The organism is Streptomyces sp. NPDC040432 (assembly GCF_055595445.1).
In genome coordinates this window covers 44,827-61,231 of sequence record NZ_JBVIVP010000028.1, presented here as the reverse complement: position 1 = coordinate 61,231, position 16,405 = coordinate 44,827, and the positions used below count along the sequence as shown (strand labels likewise).

At 69.6% G+C, this 16,405-nt stretch carries 15 protein-coding genes; 9 read left to right on the top strand and 6 right to left on the bottom strand.

Annotation, left to right across the window (positions count from 1 at the left end):
* Window positions 1-2: 2 nt before the first annotated feature.
* The gene (locus tag ACZ58N_RS34495) at window positions 3-626 is read right to left on the bottom strand and encodes a flavodoxin family protein (protein WP_471168202.1); all 624 of its coding nucleotides are present in this window, start codon (window positions 624-626) and stop codon (window positions 3-5) included.
* Window positions 627-863: 237 nt separating this feature from the next.
* Here ACZ58N_RS34495 and ACZ58N_RS34490 point away from each other — a divergent pair, with 237 nt between their 5' ends.
* Entirely contained in the window at window positions 864-1,250 is a 387-nt protein-coding gene (locus tag ACZ58N_RS34490; protein WP_471168200.1) for an ATP-binding protein, read from the top strand.
* Window positions 1,251-1,426: 176 nt separating this feature from the next.
* Window positions 1,427-2,764 (top strand): PP2C family protein-serine/threonine phosphatase, encoded by a 1,338-nt coding sequence (locus tag ACZ58N_RS34485; protein ID WP_471168198.1) that lies wholly within the window; start codon window positions 1,427-1,429, stop codon window positions 2,762-2,764.
* Window positions 2,765-2,949: 185 nt separating this feature from the next.
* On the opposite strand, the gene ACZ58N_RS34480 is transcribed toward ACZ58N_RS34485, so the two are convergent.
* A complete protein-coding gene (locus ACZ58N_RS34480; RefSeq protein WP_471168196.1) occupies window positions 2,950-4,677 on the bottom strand; it encodes a thiamine pyrophosphate-dependent enzyme in 1,728 nt (575 codons plus the stop codon).
* A gap of 311 nt (window positions 4,678-4,988) precedes the next feature.
* Here ACZ58N_RS34480 and ACZ58N_RS34475 point away from each other — a divergent pair, with 311 nt between their 5' ends.
* The 3 genes from ACZ58N_RS34475 (at window position 4,989) to ACZ58N_RS34465 (ending at window position 8,032) form a co-directional block, all read left to right on the top strand.
* Window positions 4,989-6,227: a cation:proton antiporter gene (locus ACZ58N_RS34475; RefSeq protein WP_471168300.1), complete on the top strand. Its 1,239-nt coding sequence runs from the start codon at window positions 4,989-4,991 to the stop codon at window positions 6,225-6,227.
* Window positions 6,228-6,379: 152 nt separating this feature from the next.
* The gene (locus tag ACZ58N_RS34470) at window positions 6,380-7,039 is read left to right on the top strand and encodes an MSMEG_1061 family FMN-dependent PPOX-type flavoprotein (RefSeq protein ID WP_471168194.1); all 660 of its coding nucleotides are present in this window, start codon (window positions 6,380-6,382) and stop codon (window positions 7,037-7,039) included.
* A gap of 435 nt (window positions 7,040-7,474) precedes the next feature.
* Complete coding sequence (locus tag ACZ58N_RS34465; RefSeq protein ID WP_471168191.1) at window positions 7,475-8,032, top strand: DUF1062 domain-containing protein; 558 nt, start codon at window positions 7,475-7,477, stop codon at window positions 8,030-8,032.
* Window positions 8,033-8,199: 167 nt separating this feature from the next.
* Here ACZ58N_RS34465 and ACZ58N_RS34460 read toward each other — a convergent pair whose 3' ends face one another.
* The 3 genes from ACZ58N_RS34460 to ACZ58N_RS34450 form a co-directional block, all read right to left on the bottom strand.
* Window positions 8,200-8,442 (bottom strand): VOC family protein, encoded by a 243-nt coding sequence (locus ACZ58N_RS34460; RefSeq protein ID WP_471168189.1) that lies wholly within the window; start codon window positions 8,440-8,442, stop codon window positions 8,200-8,202.
* A gap of 127 nt (window positions 8,443-8,569) precedes the next feature.
* Window positions 8,570-9,118, bottom strand: a complete 549-nt coding sequence (locus tag ACZ58N_RS34455) for a hypothetical protein (RefSeq protein ID WP_471168188.1) — start codon at window positions 9,116-9,118, stop codon at window positions 8,570-8,572.
* Window positions 9,119-9,251: 133 nt separating this feature from the next.
* Complete coding sequence (locus ACZ58N_RS34450; RefSeq protein WP_471168186.1) at window positions 9,252-9,698, bottom strand: anthrone oxygenase family protein; 447 nt, start codon at window positions 9,696-9,698, stop codon at window positions 9,252-9,254.
* 89 nt (window positions 9,699-9,787) lie between these two features.
* Here ACZ58N_RS34450 and ACZ58N_RS34445 point away from each other — a divergent pair, with 89 nt between their 5' ends.
* Window positions 9,788-10,366, top strand: coding sequence for a TetR/AcrR family transcriptional regulator (locus tag ACZ58N_RS34445; RefSeq protein WP_471168183.1), 579 nt, complete (start codon window positions 9,788-9,790; stop codon window positions 10,364-10,366).
* Window positions 10,367-10,654: 288 nt separating this feature from the next.
* Complete coding sequence (locus tag ACZ58N_RS34440) at window positions 10,655-10,963, top strand: DUF6247 family protein (protein WP_471168181.1); 309 nt, start codon at window positions 10,655-10,657, stop codon at window positions 10,961-10,963.
* A 1,949-nt stretch (window positions 10,964-12,912) separates the two neighbouring features.
* On the opposite strand, the gene ACZ58N_RS34435 is transcribed toward ACZ58N_RS34440, so the two are convergent.
* Window positions 12,913-13,410, bottom strand: a complete 498-nt coding sequence (locus ACZ58N_RS34435; RefSeq protein WP_471168179.1) for a VOC family protein — start codon at window positions 13,408-13,410, stop codon at window positions 12,913-12,915.
* 161 nt (window positions 13,411-13,571) lie between these two features.
* Here ACZ58N_RS34435 and ACZ58N_RS34430 point away from each other — a divergent pair, with 161 nt between their 5' ends.
* Both ACZ58N_RS34430 and ACZ58N_RS34425 read left to right on the top strand, forming a co-directional pair.
* Window positions 13,572-14,801: a cupin domain-containing protein gene (locus ACZ58N_RS34430; protein ID WP_471168177.1), complete on the top strand. Its 1,230-nt coding sequence runs from the start codon at window positions 13,572-13,574 to the stop codon at window positions 14,799-14,801.
* A 24-nt stretch (window positions 14,802-14,825) separates the two neighbouring features.
* Window positions 14,826-15,827 carry a hypothetical protein gene (locus ACZ58N_RS34425; protein WP_471168175.1) on the top strand — a complete coding sequence of 334 codons (1,002 nt, stop codon included), beginning with the start codon at window positions 14,826-14,828 and terminating at the stop codon, window positions 15,825-15,827.
* Window positions 15,828-16,405 lie beyond the last annotated feature (578 nt).

Sequence of the window (16,405 nt, the reverse complement as noted above, 5' to 3'; positions counted from 1 at the left end):
GCTCAGGCGGGCGGGTATGCGCTGCGCTTGAGGCGGCGGGCGAGGTGGGCGGTGTTCGCGGCGAGGGTCCTGGTGGTGGCGGCGGTCTTCTCGGGGGTCTTGCCGAGGTCCTGGTAGTCGGTGCCCTGCATGGCTTCCCCGACCCAGTAGGTGACGGCGTTCGGGGCGAGGGTGAACCCGACGTCGTTCAGACCCTGGAAGAGGTCCGCGCTGACCTTGTGGGCGCCGTCCTCGTTGCCGACCACGCAGACGGCGGCCACTTTGCCGTAGGTGAGCATGCGGCCCTCGTCGTCGGTCTCGGAGATCTCCGCGTTCAAGCGTTCCATGACGCGCTGCGCGACGCTGGAGGGATGGCCGAGCCAGATCGGGGTCGAGAGGATCAGGATGTCGGTGCCGAGGATGTTCTCCCTGATGTCCGGCCAGGCGTCACCGTCACCCAGGTCCGTCGCCACACCGGTCTTCACGTCATGATCTGCGATCCGGATGGTCTTGCCGGTCACGCCGTGCTCGGCGAGAGCCTCCATGGTCTGCCGCGCGAGGAGCTCGGAGCTGGACGCGGCGGGGGACGGGGACAGCGTGCAGACGAGGGCTACGGCACGCAGCGGGGTGTTCTCAGTGGCTTCCATGCCCCCCGACTACCCACGGTCCGACGGTCAACCCCGATGTTCCTCACCTGATCCACGCCCGGGCCGTGCTCGCGGCCCCGGCCACCGGCGTGCAACCGCGGATCCGCACGATGTCCCCTTGGGATCCGCCCCGCCGGGTGGGCCTCGTGTTGGTGAGGGTGGGGAACCGTCGGTGGGGCGGATGACGTGGAGGGGGAGGAGAGGACGAGAGGTGTGAGACGTGTGAGGAGAGCGACGATGCCTGGGATGTCACATCACGCGGCTGGTCCCAGAGGCGTGGACGCCCGGCGGCTCGCTCGTGAGGTTCTGGCACCCCACCGTGTGGATGAGCGGGCACTGGACGACGTGCTGACGGTCGTCGCCGAACTGGTGTCCAACGCGATCCGGCACGCGGGAGGTGTGACCGCCTTCGACGTGCGCCACCTCCGCGACGAGGTGGCCGTCGAGGTGTCGGACGCCTCCCCGCTCCTGCCCCTGTCGCCGGGAACGCCGCCCACGGTGCCGGGCGGCTTCGGCTGGCTCCTGGTGAAGAGGTTGGCCACCCGCACCGAGATCCGTGCGGACGACGACGGCAAGACGATCACTGCCTACCTCCCCGTCACTTCCGCCGCAGCCGACGCGTAGAGCACGTCGGTCAGTGGGCACGTGCGGCGCCGGCGCCGTCGACCCGAACAGCGTGCGAGGGACCTGTGGATGGCCCGCCTCGGAGCCCTGTCGGATGCGTGATTGACTCCGCGCTGGACACAAGAAGGGGTGACCGGGGCATGAAGACGGCCCCCTGGGGAAGACGTGGGGCTGCGATGACGGGTACGAGGGTGCGCGAACGCGAGCGGCACCGAGCCGACCTACCGGAGGAACTGTGGGATCGGGCCCGGTTGGCGGCGGTCGAGGCGACCGGTCTCCTGGACACCGGTCCCGAACGGGTCTTCGAGGATTTGGCCGACCTTGCCGCACGGGTGACGCTCTCGGGGCGGGCGTTCGTGACCCTCGTCGATCAGCATCGCTCGTTCTGGAAGGCGTGCGTGGGAGTCGACGCCGTCGATCTCGCCGACCGGCAGAACCCGGTCGAGGACAGCTTCTGCTACCTCCTGATCGGTCTCGGTGGCGCCCCGCTCATCGTCGAGGACGCCCCCAACGATCCGCGCACCCGCCGGCACCCGTCCGTCGGACCGATGAACATCGGGGCATGGGCCGGCTTCCCGCTCCTCGGACCGGAGGGCGAGGTGCTGGGCAGCTTCTGCGTCATCGACGACCGGCCCCGCGCCTGGTCCCCGACCGACCTGATCACCCTGGAGACCCTGGCCCGTGCGGTCAGTGCCGAGATCAGCCTCCGCCAGTCCCTGGCCGCCGCGCAGAAGGCCCTCACCCTTTCCGCGGACCTGGCCCACTCCCTCCAACAAGGCCTCCTGCCACCGTCGCCGCCCCGGATTCCCGGGATCGAGGTCGCCGCGTCCTACAACCCGGCTTCCCGGGCGGGGCGCTCGGACATCGAGGTCGGCGGCGACTTCTACGACCTGTTCCGCACCCGCGGCAGTTACTGGGGCGTGGTCCTCGGCGACGTGTGCGGCAAGGGCGTCCAAGCCGCCCAGGTCTCCTCGATGGCCCGCTACACGATCCGCGCCCTCGCGACGGAGAACCGGGCCCCGGCCGATGTCCTGGACCATCTGAACACCGCGATGCTCACCCAGGACTCGCCGCGGTTCCTGACCGCGGTCTATGCACGCTTCCGCCCCACGCCCGGCGGGATCGCGGGGAATCTGGCGCTGGCAGGGCATCCACCCGCCCTGATCCGACGCGCGGACGGCACCGTCCGCCCGATCGGCACCCCCGGCATGCTCCTGGGCGTTTTCGCGCCGAGCGCCCTGGTCGACGTCCGGTTCCGGCTGACACCCGGCGACCTCCTCCTGCTGTACACGGACGGCGCGACCGAGGCCCGGGCGCGCCCCGGGGCAGGAGAGAGGCAGCAGGACGTGTTCGACGACTCGGACCTGATCCGCACGCTCGCCGCCACGACGCGGATGGACGCAGCCGACACCGTCGACCACATCAACCAGGCCCTCGCAGCCCGGCACGCCGGCTGGGCCAGCGACGACACCGCCCTCCTCGCCCTGCGCGTCCCCCCTGCCCACCGACCCTGAGGCTCACGCCATGGACCACGGAACGGACTCCGCCGACCGACTCACCCTGATCGGCTGCTGACGGATCCGCGGCCGGCGGGCCCGCACCGACCTGCGCCCGGCACTGGGGGCCGGCCCGCCCGCTCATACCGCTGAGCCCACGGCCATCGTGGTCGGTCCCCCCTCACGGACGGACGGGGCAGGCGTCAATTCTCGCGGCTGGGGAGGTTCTCCTTCAGCTTGGCGATGGCGAAGCCCCACCCCTGGGCCGCGGTGGGCTTCGCCGGTACGGCGATCTCCTCGGGATTGGTCAGGACGTCCAGGAGGACCGGTCCGGGCGTCGCGAAGGCGCGGCGGACGGCGTCATCCAGACGATCCGGATCGGTGACCCGAATGCCGGTGATGCCGAGCGCGGTGGCGACGGCGGCGAAGTCCGGGTTGTCGAGTTCCGTGCCGAACTCCGGCAGTCCCGCCTGTTCCTGCTCCAACTTGACCATGCCCAGGCGACGGTTGTCGAAGACCACGAGCTTGACCGGCAGCCGGTACGTCTTGATCGTCATCAGGTCACCGAGCAGCATGCTCAGGCCCCCGTCACCGCAGAAGGCGACGACCTGACGCTCCGGTGCCCACAGTTGCGCGCCGATGGACTGCGGCATCGCATTGGCCATCGAGCCGAGGTTGTAGGAGCCGATCAGACGCCGTGAGCCGTGCATCGCGACGAACCGGGAGAGCCAGACCGTCGCCATGCCCGTGTCGGACGTGAAGATCGCGTCGTCGGCCGCGTACGTGTCCACTGCCGCGGCCAGGGCCTCGGGACGGATCTCGTGATCGCGGTTGTCGAACACGGCCCGCAATTTGCCCGTCCAGCGGTGTTCGTGCCGCGGGTCGGCCAGCCGTGCCTGCCCTTCCCGCCAGCTCGTGAACCGTTCCACCGCGTCTTCGAGGTGGTCCCGCTCCGGAGCCTTGTCCAGCAGCGGCAGCAGGGCGCGCAAGGTGGCGCCGACGTCGCCCGCCAGACCCACGTCCACGGGGACCCGTCGGCCGAGGCGCTCCTCACTGGTGTCGATCTGGACCACCTTGGTGCCTTCGGGGTACCAGTCCCGGTAAGGGAAATCCGTACCCAGCATGAGCAGTGCGTCCGCGCTGTCCATGGCGTGCGCGGCGGCGGGGTTGCCGATGAGCCCGGTCTGGCCCACCTGGAAGGGGTTGTCGCCCTCGAAGCCCTCCTTGGCCTTCAGGGTCAGCACCATCGGCGCCGCGAGGTGGTCGGCGAGACGAAGGACTTCATCCCGCCCGTCGCGGGCTCCGCGCCCCACGAGCAGGGTCACGCGGGAGGCCGCGTTCAGTAGCTCGGCCGCGTCCGCCAGGGCGGGGTCGTCAGGCCGGGTCACGGGCCGATCGAGAGCGAATCGGGTGGGTCGGTCCTGCGGCACGTCCTGATCGCCCAGGTCGCCGGGAACCGTCAGGACCGCCACACCGCTGCGGCTGATCGCGGCGCGCACCGCGGATTCGAGCATCCGCGGCATCTGTTCCGGCGAGGTGACGGTGGCGCGGTAGACGGCGACGTCCCGGAAGAGCAGATCGTTGTCGACTTCCTGGAAGTAGTCACTGCCGATCTCGGCGAGGGGGACCTGGCCACAGATCGCCAGTACCGGGGCGTGACTCTTGGCGGCGTCGTACAGCCCGTTGAGCAGGTGCACGGAACCGGGGCCGACGGTGCCCATGCATACGCCCAAGGTGCCCGACAGCTGGGACTGCGCACCGGCCGCGAAGGCTGCCGCCTCCTCGTGCCGGCATCCCACCCAGTCGAGTTCCTCGGCGGTGCGAATGGCGTCGGTCAGCGGGTTGAGGGCGTCGCCGACGACGCCGAAGACATGCTGAACGCCCAGCTCCTTCAGCGCGTCGACGATCACGTGAGCAACGGTACGGGTCACTGCGATGCCCTTCGGTTCGATGCGGTTCCCCGGCCGAGAACCACGCGAGCGGTCCGGATCGGCCGTCTCCCGGTCGCATGCCCCGCCGGCCGGCCCTGATGCCCTCGACGAAGCGTCACGATTCGAGTCACCGGGGCCGGACCCCGGGCCGCGCCCCACGCGTCACCGTCCTACGGGGTCGAACCTCGACACCGAAACGGGGGGAGTGCGCCGGGGCTGCCCACAACAGGATCGGGTAGGCGGTCACGACGAGGCCCTCCCACGGGTCCACGGGAATGGGGAACGGCTTGCTCGGCTTGACCGGGATCGACATGGTGTACGCCTGCGCGGGGCTGGGCGCCCTGTGCGCGGCGGTGTTGCCCTCTGCCCTGGCCAAGCGGCCCCTGTCCTTGCCGATGGTGTTCCTCGCGGCCGGGTTCCTGGTGTTCCTGCTGCCACTCGACGCGCTCCCGGCACTGGACCCCGTCCGACACCGGAGCATGGTGGAGCACCTCACGGAGGTATGCGTCGTGGTCGCGCTCATGGGTGCGGGACTCGCGATCAACAGGCCCCCGGGATGGCGCAGCTGGTCCACCACATGGCGGCTGCTGGGCTTGGCGATGCCCCTGACCATCCTGTTCACCGCGGCGGTCGCGGCCTGGCTGCTGGGGTGGCCACCGGCCGTGGCCCTGCTGGTGGCGGCTGCCCTGGCTCCTACCGACCCGGTCCTGGCCGCCGAAGTACGCGTGGGCGAGCCGACGGACGAGGACGACGACGAGGACGAGGTCCGCTTCGCGCTGACCAGCGAGGCGGGGCTCAACGACGGGCTTGCCTTCCCGTTCGTCCTGGCTGCCATCGCCTTGACGACGGCCTCGGCGACGGGATGGTCCACGGACGGGCTCCGGCACTGGCTGTGGAGCGACGTCCTGCTGCGCAGCGTGGTGGGACTGGTGGTGGGACTCGGCGTGGGACGGTTCCTCGGGAGGATGTTCTTCCAGGCACGCTGGAGAGCGCTGCGGCTTTCCGAACACCGCGAGGGTTTCGTCGCACTCGCCGCGACCTTCACGGCCTACGGGCTGACCGAACTCCTCCACGGCTATGGCTTCCTCGCCGTCTTCGTCGCGGCCTGCGCCATCCGCAACGCCGAACGCGCCCATCGGTACCACCGCGTCATGCACGCCTTCACCGATCAGGTCGAAAGGCTCCTCACAGCCGTCATCCTCTTCCTCGTCGGCGGGTTCATCGCCGATGGCGGCCTCTCGGCACTGACCTGGCGCGGAGCCGTTCTCGGACTGACGCTCTTCCTACTGATCCGCCCGGCTGTCGGCTGGTTCGTCCAGCTGCGGGGCAACGCCACGGGCCAGGAGAGAGCTGCCATCGCGGTGTTCGGCATTCGCGGCATCGGCTCGTTCTTCTATCTCGCCCACGCCTTGGGCGAAGCCGATTTCGCCGTCCCCGCTCGGGAACTGTGGGCCGTGGTGACCTTCACCGTGCTGCTCTCGATACTTCTGCACGGCGTCGCGGCCACGCCCGTCACGGCCCGGCTGGACCGTTCGCCTCCGGAAGACTGAAATGCGCACGGGGCGCGGGCCCCATCGCGGGCGAGGGGGAACGACGGGCCGGACGAGATCCGTGTGCGATGCCGGCCGGCCGGGAGGGGGCTGCGCGCGTCGGCCATCGGCGGGCCAAGATTGTCCGTGGTGCGGCCCGTTAGGGTCAAGGCATGACCTCATCACTCGTCGGCAGTGCCTTCGACTCGCTCCGTCTCGACGCCGTGTCCGACCAGGAGGCGCTGCGCAGGGCCTACGTACTGCCCAAGGAGACGGCGTTGCGCAAGCAGATGGCCGAACTCACCGATCAGACAGAACGGTTGATCGGGTGCTCATCACTGGTTCTGATCGCCAGCGCGGACGCCGAGGGCAACTGTGACGTCTCCCCGCGCGGCGGTCCCCCCGGGTTCGTATCCGTCCTGGACGCGCGGACGTTGGCGATACCGGACGCGACCGGCAACAAGCGTCTGGACACCCTGCACAACGTCATCGCCACCGGACGGGCCGGGCTGCTGTTCGTCATCCCGGGGCGCACGACGACGCTCAGGGTGAACGGCCGGGCCTGCGTCTCCACCCGCCCGGACCTGTTGTCGCAGTTGACCGCCGTGGGAAAGCCGCCGGCCAGTGCGCTGGTGCTGGGCATCGAGGAGGTCTACCCGCACTGCCCGAAATCGCTCCTGCGCAGCGGAGCCTGGAAGCCGGCGCAATGGCTCCCGGCGGACGCCCAACCGTCCTCCGCCGAGGTGACGTTGGCTCAGCTGCGGATGCCGGAGCTGACGATCGCCGCCATCGAGCAGGACGAGGCGGACTCGCTGAAGTACCGGTACGAGTGACGGACGCCTGCCCCGGCCGAACAACCGGCCTCCGCCCCCGGCCGGCGTGCCCGATGGATGGGCCGGATCGGACGCGGGTGATGGCGAGGACGACGTCACGGCGGTATTGCGGTTGCCGTGGGCCAGGAGTGCCGGAGCGGGGCATGCCGTCAGTCCCGCTGCACCGTGAGGGAGAGACCTGAGAGAAGCACCGCGTGGTGTGCTACTCGGCGATCTGCCTCTACGAGATCACCCCGGACACCGGGCGGGCCGGCCAGAAAATCGGTGGAGCCCCGCTCCCGCGGACCGTTAACGTGCTGCCACCCGCATTCGCCCCAGGCAAGGACGTCCGTTGTACACCAAGTGAGACCCCCCGAGCGCTGAACCGTCGCGCGTCGCACTCGTGCGCCGCGCTCCTTTTCGCTGCGGTCTTCTCACTGGAACCGGTGTATTCGCATGTCTCGAACCTGGGTGGTTGCTCCCACCTGCCCTCCGACAGTCCTCCGCCGTTGTCACCGGTGCCCTTCCGGGCGCTTCCGGACGCACGGCAAGTTTCGCGTCAACGCCAACCACAAGCTCCTCGACGCCTGGCTCCTGGCCTTGTGCGCCGGCTGCGGGGACACCACCAAACTCACCGTGCTGGAACGGACGCACGTACGTTCCGTACGACCCGAGTTCCTGGACCTGATGCACGACAACGACCCCCGCCTGGCGGCCGAACTGCTCCAGGACCCACTGCTCCTGCGCCGCAATCACGTTGCCCTGGACTGGGACAACGCCTGGCGACTCGACTGCGGCGAGCAGGGTGATCCGGAGCAGCCGGAGGGTGAGGCGATCGAGGTCCAGGTCCGCTTCGCGGCACGGGTGCCCGTGCGACCCGTGCGGCTGATCGCCGAAGGCTTCGGCTATGCGCGAGCCGAGGTGGAGAGGCTGCTGGCGGCGGGGAACCTCGTGTCGACGGTCCGTCTGAGCGGCAAACTCTCGGGCGACTTCACCTTCACGCTCAAACGCTGAGCGTTTCGACAGCCCGAAGGGCCTTGCCCGGCGGCATCCGATCGGATCTGCCGGGCAAGGCCCTCAGGGGGTGCTGCTCCTGGTCGGATGCTCCCGGGGTGGGGTGACGACGAAGTACCACCGGGGGTGGGTGTGCGCGGGCCCGGAAGGTGGCTGCGCGGCGGACATCAGTCGTCTCGACCCTGCCAGGTGGTCACGCAGGCCTCGTTGCCCTCCGGGTTGGCGAGCACCCAGAATGCCGGGGCGTGTGTCGCCGATACGAGTCGGCCTCCTGCCGCCAGCGCGGCCTCGATCCGCCGGGGGTGCCTCGTCGTCCGGTAACCGCCGCCTGGTCCACCAACTGCAGTGTGAGCACGAGCCGCCGGGGGCGGGCATCGACCTGCAGGTGCCGATCGGCGCTGCTGCCGCACACGGCGATCGCGCCCGCCGCCAAGCTGATGGCCTGGGCCAACGATTCGACCGGGACCGACGTTCGCAACGTGCCCAGCAGGAAGCGCCAGCCGTAATCGTGGACGGCTTCCGACGCTTCCTGTCGACTCAATACTTGCTCCAGGCCCGGATCCTCGCAGCCGACTGCGAGATCCGTCCGGTGGACATCGCAACACGCAGCCCGACGGTGGCCGCGGAGGCGGTAACGGGGGCCCGCGGTAACTTGCCGGGGTGCGCGAGGGTGATCGCGCCCCGCACCCAGGGGGCGAAACGTTGACCGGGGCCCGCGTCCTCGGACCAGTACCGCAGGACCGTTCCCCGGACGATGTCGAGCCGCGCCGCGGCGATGAGGCAGGAGACCGGCTCCGGACCGCCGGCATCGGCGTCGAAGGCGACCACGACGGGCGGCTCCTCACCGAGCTCACGCGTCAGTCTCACGAGCTCGTCACGGGACGGGGCTCTGAAGACCGGATCGTGGAAGCAGGACGGACAACTGACGAAGAGCACATCGTCGAAGACCAGCTCCAGGCCGTGGTGGTACGTCAGGTCGTGGCCGGCGGCGAGCCTGAGCCGTCCGCCCTCCCACGCGATGACGTCCCAATCCCACCAGGACCCTTCGGGTAGCCGGATCGCAGCGCGCGCTCCATCGCTATCCACCGGCGGAGGCCTCCTCATGCGTGCGGTTGCGGAGCTGCGGTGACCGCGGAATGGATTGCGCTCCGCGCTCCTCGTGACCCGCATCGCGGCGATCTTAACCATCGGAGTCGTGCGGGGCCGGGCGGCCCTGGTATCAGGCGAGGGCCGTCACCAGCAGGGTGAACGCGGCGATGATGACGGTGACGCGGAGGTAGTGGTAGCGGTGCCAGCGCTGCAACTGCTCCTTCCAGTCGGCGGGCCGGTTCTCGGGGGTCCAGGTCTTGTTCCGGTTGTTGATCGGGACGAGCAGCAGGATCGACATGATGACGCTGAGGATCAGCAGTCCGGCTGCGGTGACGACGAGTCCCGCGCCGCCGTGCTGCCATCCGGCGACGGCCCAGATCGCGCTGAGGACGACCGAGCCGATGTACCAGAACGGCATCACGGCGCCGAGCATGCGGCCGCCGTGGGCATGGCCGAGCTGGCCGCTGTCCTCGGGAAGCGCGTCCAGGATGCGGTTCATGATGAAGAGGACGGAGAACTCCACCCCCACCATGAGGCCGACGACGACGACGGTGAAGACCTGAAGAGCGTTGAGCATGACGATCCCTCCCGAACTAGCGTTGCTAGGTGATGAGGCAACGCTAGACCTACTGTCGCTCAGTTGTCTAGCGGTGCTAGAATTCCTGCATGTCGGCAAAAGAACGCAAGGAGCGCGAACGGGCGGAGCGAGAGCGCCTGATCGTGGCGACCGCCCGTGAACTCGCCGAGCAGCAGGGCTGGGACGCAGTCACCACCCGACGGCTCGCCGAACGCATCGAATACAGCCAGCCCGTCCTCTACAGCCACTTCCGCGGCAAGCGCGCGATCATCGGCGCCGTGGCCCTGGAAGGCGCCGTCGAACTGGCCGCGGAGGTGCGCGCCGCGGCCTCCAGAGGGGACGGCCCGCGTGAACGGGTCGCCGCCCTCGCTCGTGCCTACCTCGACTTCGCCGAGCGCAACCCGGCTGTCTACGACGCCTTGTTCCAGCTCGACGGCGGCCTGATGTACGCGCAGGAGGACACCCCCGAGCCGCTGAAGGACGCCTTCGCGGCCCTGCTGGAGAACCTCACCGAGGTCGCCGGCGACGGCGTCCACCCAGGGCTGTTCACCGAGGTGTTCTGGGCTTCCCTGCACGGACTGGCGACCCTGACCAGAGCGGGCCGGCTCCTGCCCGAGGACGCGGAGTCGAGACTGGAGCTGTTGGTGGACCGGCTCGCCACGGCCTGACGCGCCGTCCCGGAACGGGCGGGGGCACCCGTACGCGGCGGTCCGGGGTGTGTGGGTGAGCTGCCGGCGACTCCGTCCGTCCATCCATGCCTTGCGCGGCGAAGCGGGCGGGCGGCGCCCCACCGGGAAGGCCCCTGCGCGCCTGTGCTGCGGATTCGTGACGCCTGGGGGAGTCGGGCGTGCCGATGTGGAGGTCCGATGCGCCTCCGACCGCCGTGCAGGCCGAACCCCTCCTCGCTCCGGTGCTGCGGCGGCTACCGTGGCGGTACCACCTGCCTGGAGGAGCCCGTGAGCGCTCAACCCGTAGACCCCGCGATCGTCCCGCCGTACGCGCCCGCGCCCGGGGCCCCGGCCGAACTGCGTGCCCTGCTGCGTGCCGACCGTCGTGCGGACACGTGGGTGCCGGCTTTCGAGCGGGACTGGGCCAAGGCCTTGGAGGACGCCCGCGACTCCTTCAGCCTCACCCCACTGCACGAAGTGGTGCGCATCTGGCAGTTGCGCGTCGCCGCGGCCCCTGCAGTGGACGCCTTCGTGGGCTCCGGCCGAGACGAATCCGACTTCATCGACCTGGACGACGTCCTCGGTCGCCGCAGGTGACCGGTCAGCCCTGGGCGGCGCACCTGTCCCCGCAGGCCGCGAAGACCCTCTCCGATCTCCCCGACCCGGCGCGGAAGATGGTCCGAGACGTCCTGCACATCGTCTGGCTCGGGTAGCAACGCCTCGCCCTCGACGTGCGGTGTCAGGGCAGTGATGCGGACATCTCACGGCTGCAGGACCGATACGCGTGGAGCCGTGGAGCGTCGCGGCCGAACGCCGAGGACGACAGGCGCTTTGCCGGGGTCCCGGGCGTCGTGGTTGCCGGCAACAGAGTCTTCAAAAGGGTCTGTTGTCAGTGGCGTTGACTACGGTCGGCCCATGATCACCGGAGTGCGGGATACGCACGGCAAACACAGAGTCGGGTGGCCGTTGCGTTTGAACACCATGCCCTCAACGTTTGCGTTGCTCTCGGCGGGCCGGGTGGTCAGGAAGTCATCGGCAGGGTCGAACGGCCCAATGCCTCGTGCGACGCTCGACGCCGCACTTGGATCGCGCGGTCCGTGCGCCTGATCCGGTGGTTCCCCCGCCCGGGGAGCCCGGCCCGCGAACGGTACCCGAGCCGAATTCGACATGAAGGCAAGTCAGAATCACACCGGTATGAACGCAACAACCTCTCCCACAGCGTCTGCGGCGACCTCCACCGACCCTGTTCCGCCTCCCGTGGCCGCGGCCGATGGCCGCAAGAAGCCGATCCGGTCCCGAGTCCGGCACGGCAGTCCGTCCTGCGCCGACTACGGCTGTACCCGTCCCGAGTGCATAGCCGCGGCTCGCCGGGACCGAGTTCGGCGGACCAGGGAGTTGAAGGCGGGCAGACCCGCTCGGGTCTCCTCCGGCGCCGCTGCTTCCCATGCCTGTCGACTACGGGAGTCGGGCCTGTCGGCCGCGGACATTTCCGCGATTTCCGGAGTCGCCGTCACTCTCGTGCGGCGACTGCTCCGCCCGGCCGGAGAGCGGCCTGCCGGCATTCACCGCGTCACCTCCGATGCCGTTCTAGGAACTCCCCTGAACAGCGTCTTCAGGCGAGATCGGCTTCTACCGGGCCTGGTTGGGGCGGAACGGGCCGCCGCCGCTCTGCGGGACCTCGCCGAACGAGGATGGCCGACCAGCTTCCTGGCCGCCGAGCTGGACACCAGCACGCATACGCTCGCCGCGATCCGCAGCGCGCGACGCCGGCGCATCGCCCTGGTCCTCGACCAACGGATCCAACGCCTGGCCGTGGTTCTGCTCGCGAGCGAGCCTGCTTACCACGGCATCTCCGCGCACCGAAGCCGCCGCACGAAAACGGCGGCCCGGCAACGAACTCAGCGGCCACAGCCCGCGAACGGCTCCACCCGGCCTCAGCCAGGGCAGCCGGTCCCGGGGGCCGCCCGCTGCTTTCCGTGACGCCGTCCCGCACAGGTGCATCCCGCAGCCGATCGCATGTGGGCGCGGCCGACGACACCGTAAGGGGCGACACCTGTTCGCCATGGCCCGACGGGTGCCTCGGGCGGCCCGGCCAATGAGGGCGCGACCAGCCGCTGATCAGACGTCCGGCCCCACTTTCCGGATGCAGAATGGGATGCCCGGATTCGAGCAGGGGACCGAGCCGCAGCTTCGTGCCGAAGTCCCGGCCCGGCGACAGCCGAATGCTTCGCCGGAGTCGGCGGTCCCGCCCTCCTGGGCGGGGCGGGCGGACGGGCGGGGCGGGGAACCGAGTACGGCGATCGCCGGTTCCCCGCACCTGAAGCCGTTCACGCCCCGAGACCCGCAGTGGCTCAGGGCGTGGGGGCCGAGGGTTCGCCTCGGACTGGCTGAACCTAACAGCCAGGTGTGGCCGAATTTCAGTGGCTGATCAGCCGGAAGGAGCTGCCCGCCGGGTGCCCAACCTGGGTGATCCCTCCGAACCGGGTGGCGGTCGCCATGTTCCTTCCGGGTCCGGCGGGCCTACGGACACCAGGACGCGGAACGACCTACCGGATGCCGTTGCCGCTCTCGACGCGGCGCAGCTCGGCCTCCAGGTCGAGCGGGCCGAACGGTTGGCGTCCCTCCACCCAGGTCTCCCGCGGTGTGAGCCACATGACCTCGAATTCCAGGCCGTCGGGATCCTGTGCGTACAAGGACTTGGTGGCGCCGTGGTCGGTTCCTCCCAGGAAGGCGTCCACCGCTGTCAGACGCTCGCGAATCTCCACCAGCGAGGAAAGCGACTCGCACTGCCAAGCCGTGTGATACATGCCCGGACTTCCCGGTGTGACCTCTCGTGTCACCTCGGCCTGGAATAGTCCGAGATCATGATGATTGGGGCTTGTGGGGGAGCGGAGAAACGCCTTCTCGTTACCGTGTTGCTCGATCACCGATAGGCCCAGAACGAAACTGTAGAATTCGGCGGATCGATTCACGTCACGCACCCAGAGGACCACGTGGTTGACTCGTTCGACGCTCACAGGTACCTCCGGGGCCCGTTGGTTCATCCTTCTGATCAGTGCCGATTCTTCATGCTAGGCGCCTGTGTCCGTGTGCGGGGGAGGAGGGTGCGGACGATCCGAATTCATCCGTTCCGGGTCCGATCGTAGGAAGCGGATCGAGTGCCGGAGCGATGATGCTCGATCTCATCCATGACGGGAGGATTTCGATGCCGCACTACAGGAATGTGGGGTTCTATCCGCCGAAACGGCACATCTACTGGGACGGGCCGGAAGGAACGCCCCTGGTGGAGGAACTGCTCGGTGACGACGGATTCGACGGCGAATCCTCGCTGCTTTACCACCTGCACAACCCCGCAGGTGTCGAAGGACGTGTTGCGTGGGAACCACCGTCGACGGAATCCGATTCCTCGGGACTGCACGCCGCCCTGCATTTTCCCCGTCGGCCGGCGCCCGCCCCCGGTGCGGAGGCCGACGCGGTACGTCACCGCGTCATGCTGGTGGGTGGTGAAACGTTGCGCGTCTGGCGTGCCGTGGCCACCGCTGCTTCGCCCCTGTACCGCAACGCCGGCGCCGACGAGTGCGCCTACGTCGAGGCGGGGACGGCCCGGGTGCACACCTCGATGGGCAGCATGGAGGTCGGCCCGGGAGACTTCGTCGTCATCCCGGCCGGGGTGGTGCACGCCTGGCATCCCTCCACGGCGGGAGGGTCGGGAACGGTGCCCCCGGCGGACCCCGGCCGGCGCACACCACCGGCGGCCCACGATACGGCGCCCCCTCTGCGGCTGACCCTGTTCGAGTCGGCGGGCCGGATCGGCGCCCCGGCCCGGTACCTGTCCCCGCAAGGGCTGCTCCTGGAAGGGAGCCCCTACTGCGAACGTGACCTGCGGCATCCCGACCCGCCACAGCCCGTCGACGCACGCGGCACGACCGTCCTGACCCGGCACGGTCACCGCGGAACGGCGATCACCTACCGACACCATCCGTTCGACGTCGTCGGCTGGACCGGGACGCTCTATCCGTACGTGCTCAACATCGCGGACTGCGAGCCGGTCAGCGCCCGGCTGCACGCGCCACCGCCGGTCCACCAGATCTTCGCCATGCCGGGCGCCGACCTGATCTTCTTCACCCCGCGTCTGCTGGAGTACCACCCGCACGCCGTCAAAGTGCCCTACCAGCACGTCAACCTCGGCGGTGACGAACTTCTGCTCTTCGCCGACGGCGACTTCAGCTCCCGAACGGAGAGCGGCGTGCGCCAAGGGTCGGTGACCGTCTTCCCGCCGGGCGTCCCGCACGGCCCACCCCCAGGACTTGCCGAAGCGACACGAAGCCACGAGGAAACCTCCGAGTGGACCCTGCTGCTCGACGGACACGAGCGCCTCGAACCCGGACGCGAGGCACTGCCCATGCTGGACCCGGACTATCCGCTGACGTGGTAGCCCCTGACACACAGGACCCCTGCCGTGACCACGAAACCGCTCCCCCTCCTCCACGCGCGCGACCTCCCCACCACCGGGGAGGAACTGTGGTCGGCGACGTCCGCGGTCAACGCACTGGTAGCCGAGCTCGACACCCCACCACCGGCGACCGACCCCGGACGACTGAGGCAGCTACTGGCGCCGGACCACTACGACACCGCCGGGCCCCAGGAAACCCCCTCCCTGGAGGAGGCCTTCACCGAACACGACACCTTCTTCGGCGTGGCCAGGGCCCACGGCCCCGCCGAGTACTTCCTCCGCGCCCTCCTCGTCGCCGAGATCGACACCGCCCTCGACCTCGCGCGGACCGCCTCCTCACTCAGCCCGGCCGAGCGCTCCATGCTGGTGGGCGGCGGCTCGGCGCTGCTGCGCCGGCGGCGGACGTACCCCGGAGACGGAGGACTCGTACGCCCGCCGCGGGGCCACATACCGGCCCCCGCCGACGAGCACACGGCACAACTGCGCTGGACGTCCGGACACCGCCTCTTCTTCGCGCACCTCCAGGCCATCACCGTGACCTGCGGATGCGCCGTCAACGCACGCACGGCCGCGGAACAAGCCGCATACCTCGACTGGACCGTGCTGTTCTGCACGAGCGCCGCACTCGCCATGCGGCACGCCGCGGACTTCGCCCCCGAGCTCTACGTCCGCTCGATCCGACCGACCATGACCCCACCGCGTGTGGGCTCGGGATTCAGTGGCCTGCAAACCCGTGACCACTACTACCTGGTGCAGTCCCTGGACAGCCTCGGCACACGGCTCCTCCCGGCTGTCGCCGGGGGAGCGACCTACCGGAGTTTCGAGGACGCACTGGAGCGGCTCTACGCGGCACATGTCCATGTGTGCCGTCACTTCGGCGGCGACACCAACGTGAGCCTGCGCATGGAAGCGAGCAAGGAGGACAGCGGCACGACAGGCGCGGAACGTGCCCAGCAGTACGCCGGGCTGCGCCTGCGCAAGCTCGGCGGGCGACGGTCCGCGGCATGACCGACTCCGCCGACGTGCCCTGCTCCTCGACGTGGTTCTGCTCGAACATCGAACCCCACCCGCAAAAGTCCGCGGTACACAGTCTTGCGGGTTGAACTTCCTGTTCCGCCCATGGTCCATCGGGTCTTCTTGAGGGACAGACGAAGAGAACCGGCCCCACCGGTGCCTCGCCCCCATCTGCGGTACCCGCGCGCCTGCGCGAGCTCCGCGCCGAACACCCGGGGAAACCACCGATGAATCCGAATTCCGCCGTCCGCCGCGAGGGCAGGCGCCTGGGCGCCCTGTGCTTGGCCCTCCTCGCGACCTGCACCACGGTGAGCGCCGGCGGCGCGCAGGCCCAGGCGGACACCCGTCGTCCTTGGAGCGCGAGCCAGTGGAACACCAGCGACAGCACAGAAGGGTCGGGCTCCAACGGGACTGGCGCACTACCGGGTTCGAGGATCTGCGGCCGTCACCGCACCATGATCGTCAAGCTGTGGAGTCCGACCGGCGACATCAGTGGGCCCGCCCCCCGATTCCGGCACGGCCGGCTGGTGGCCGCCCCGAACGTCGCCGGTGACGACCGTCGCCATTCACCA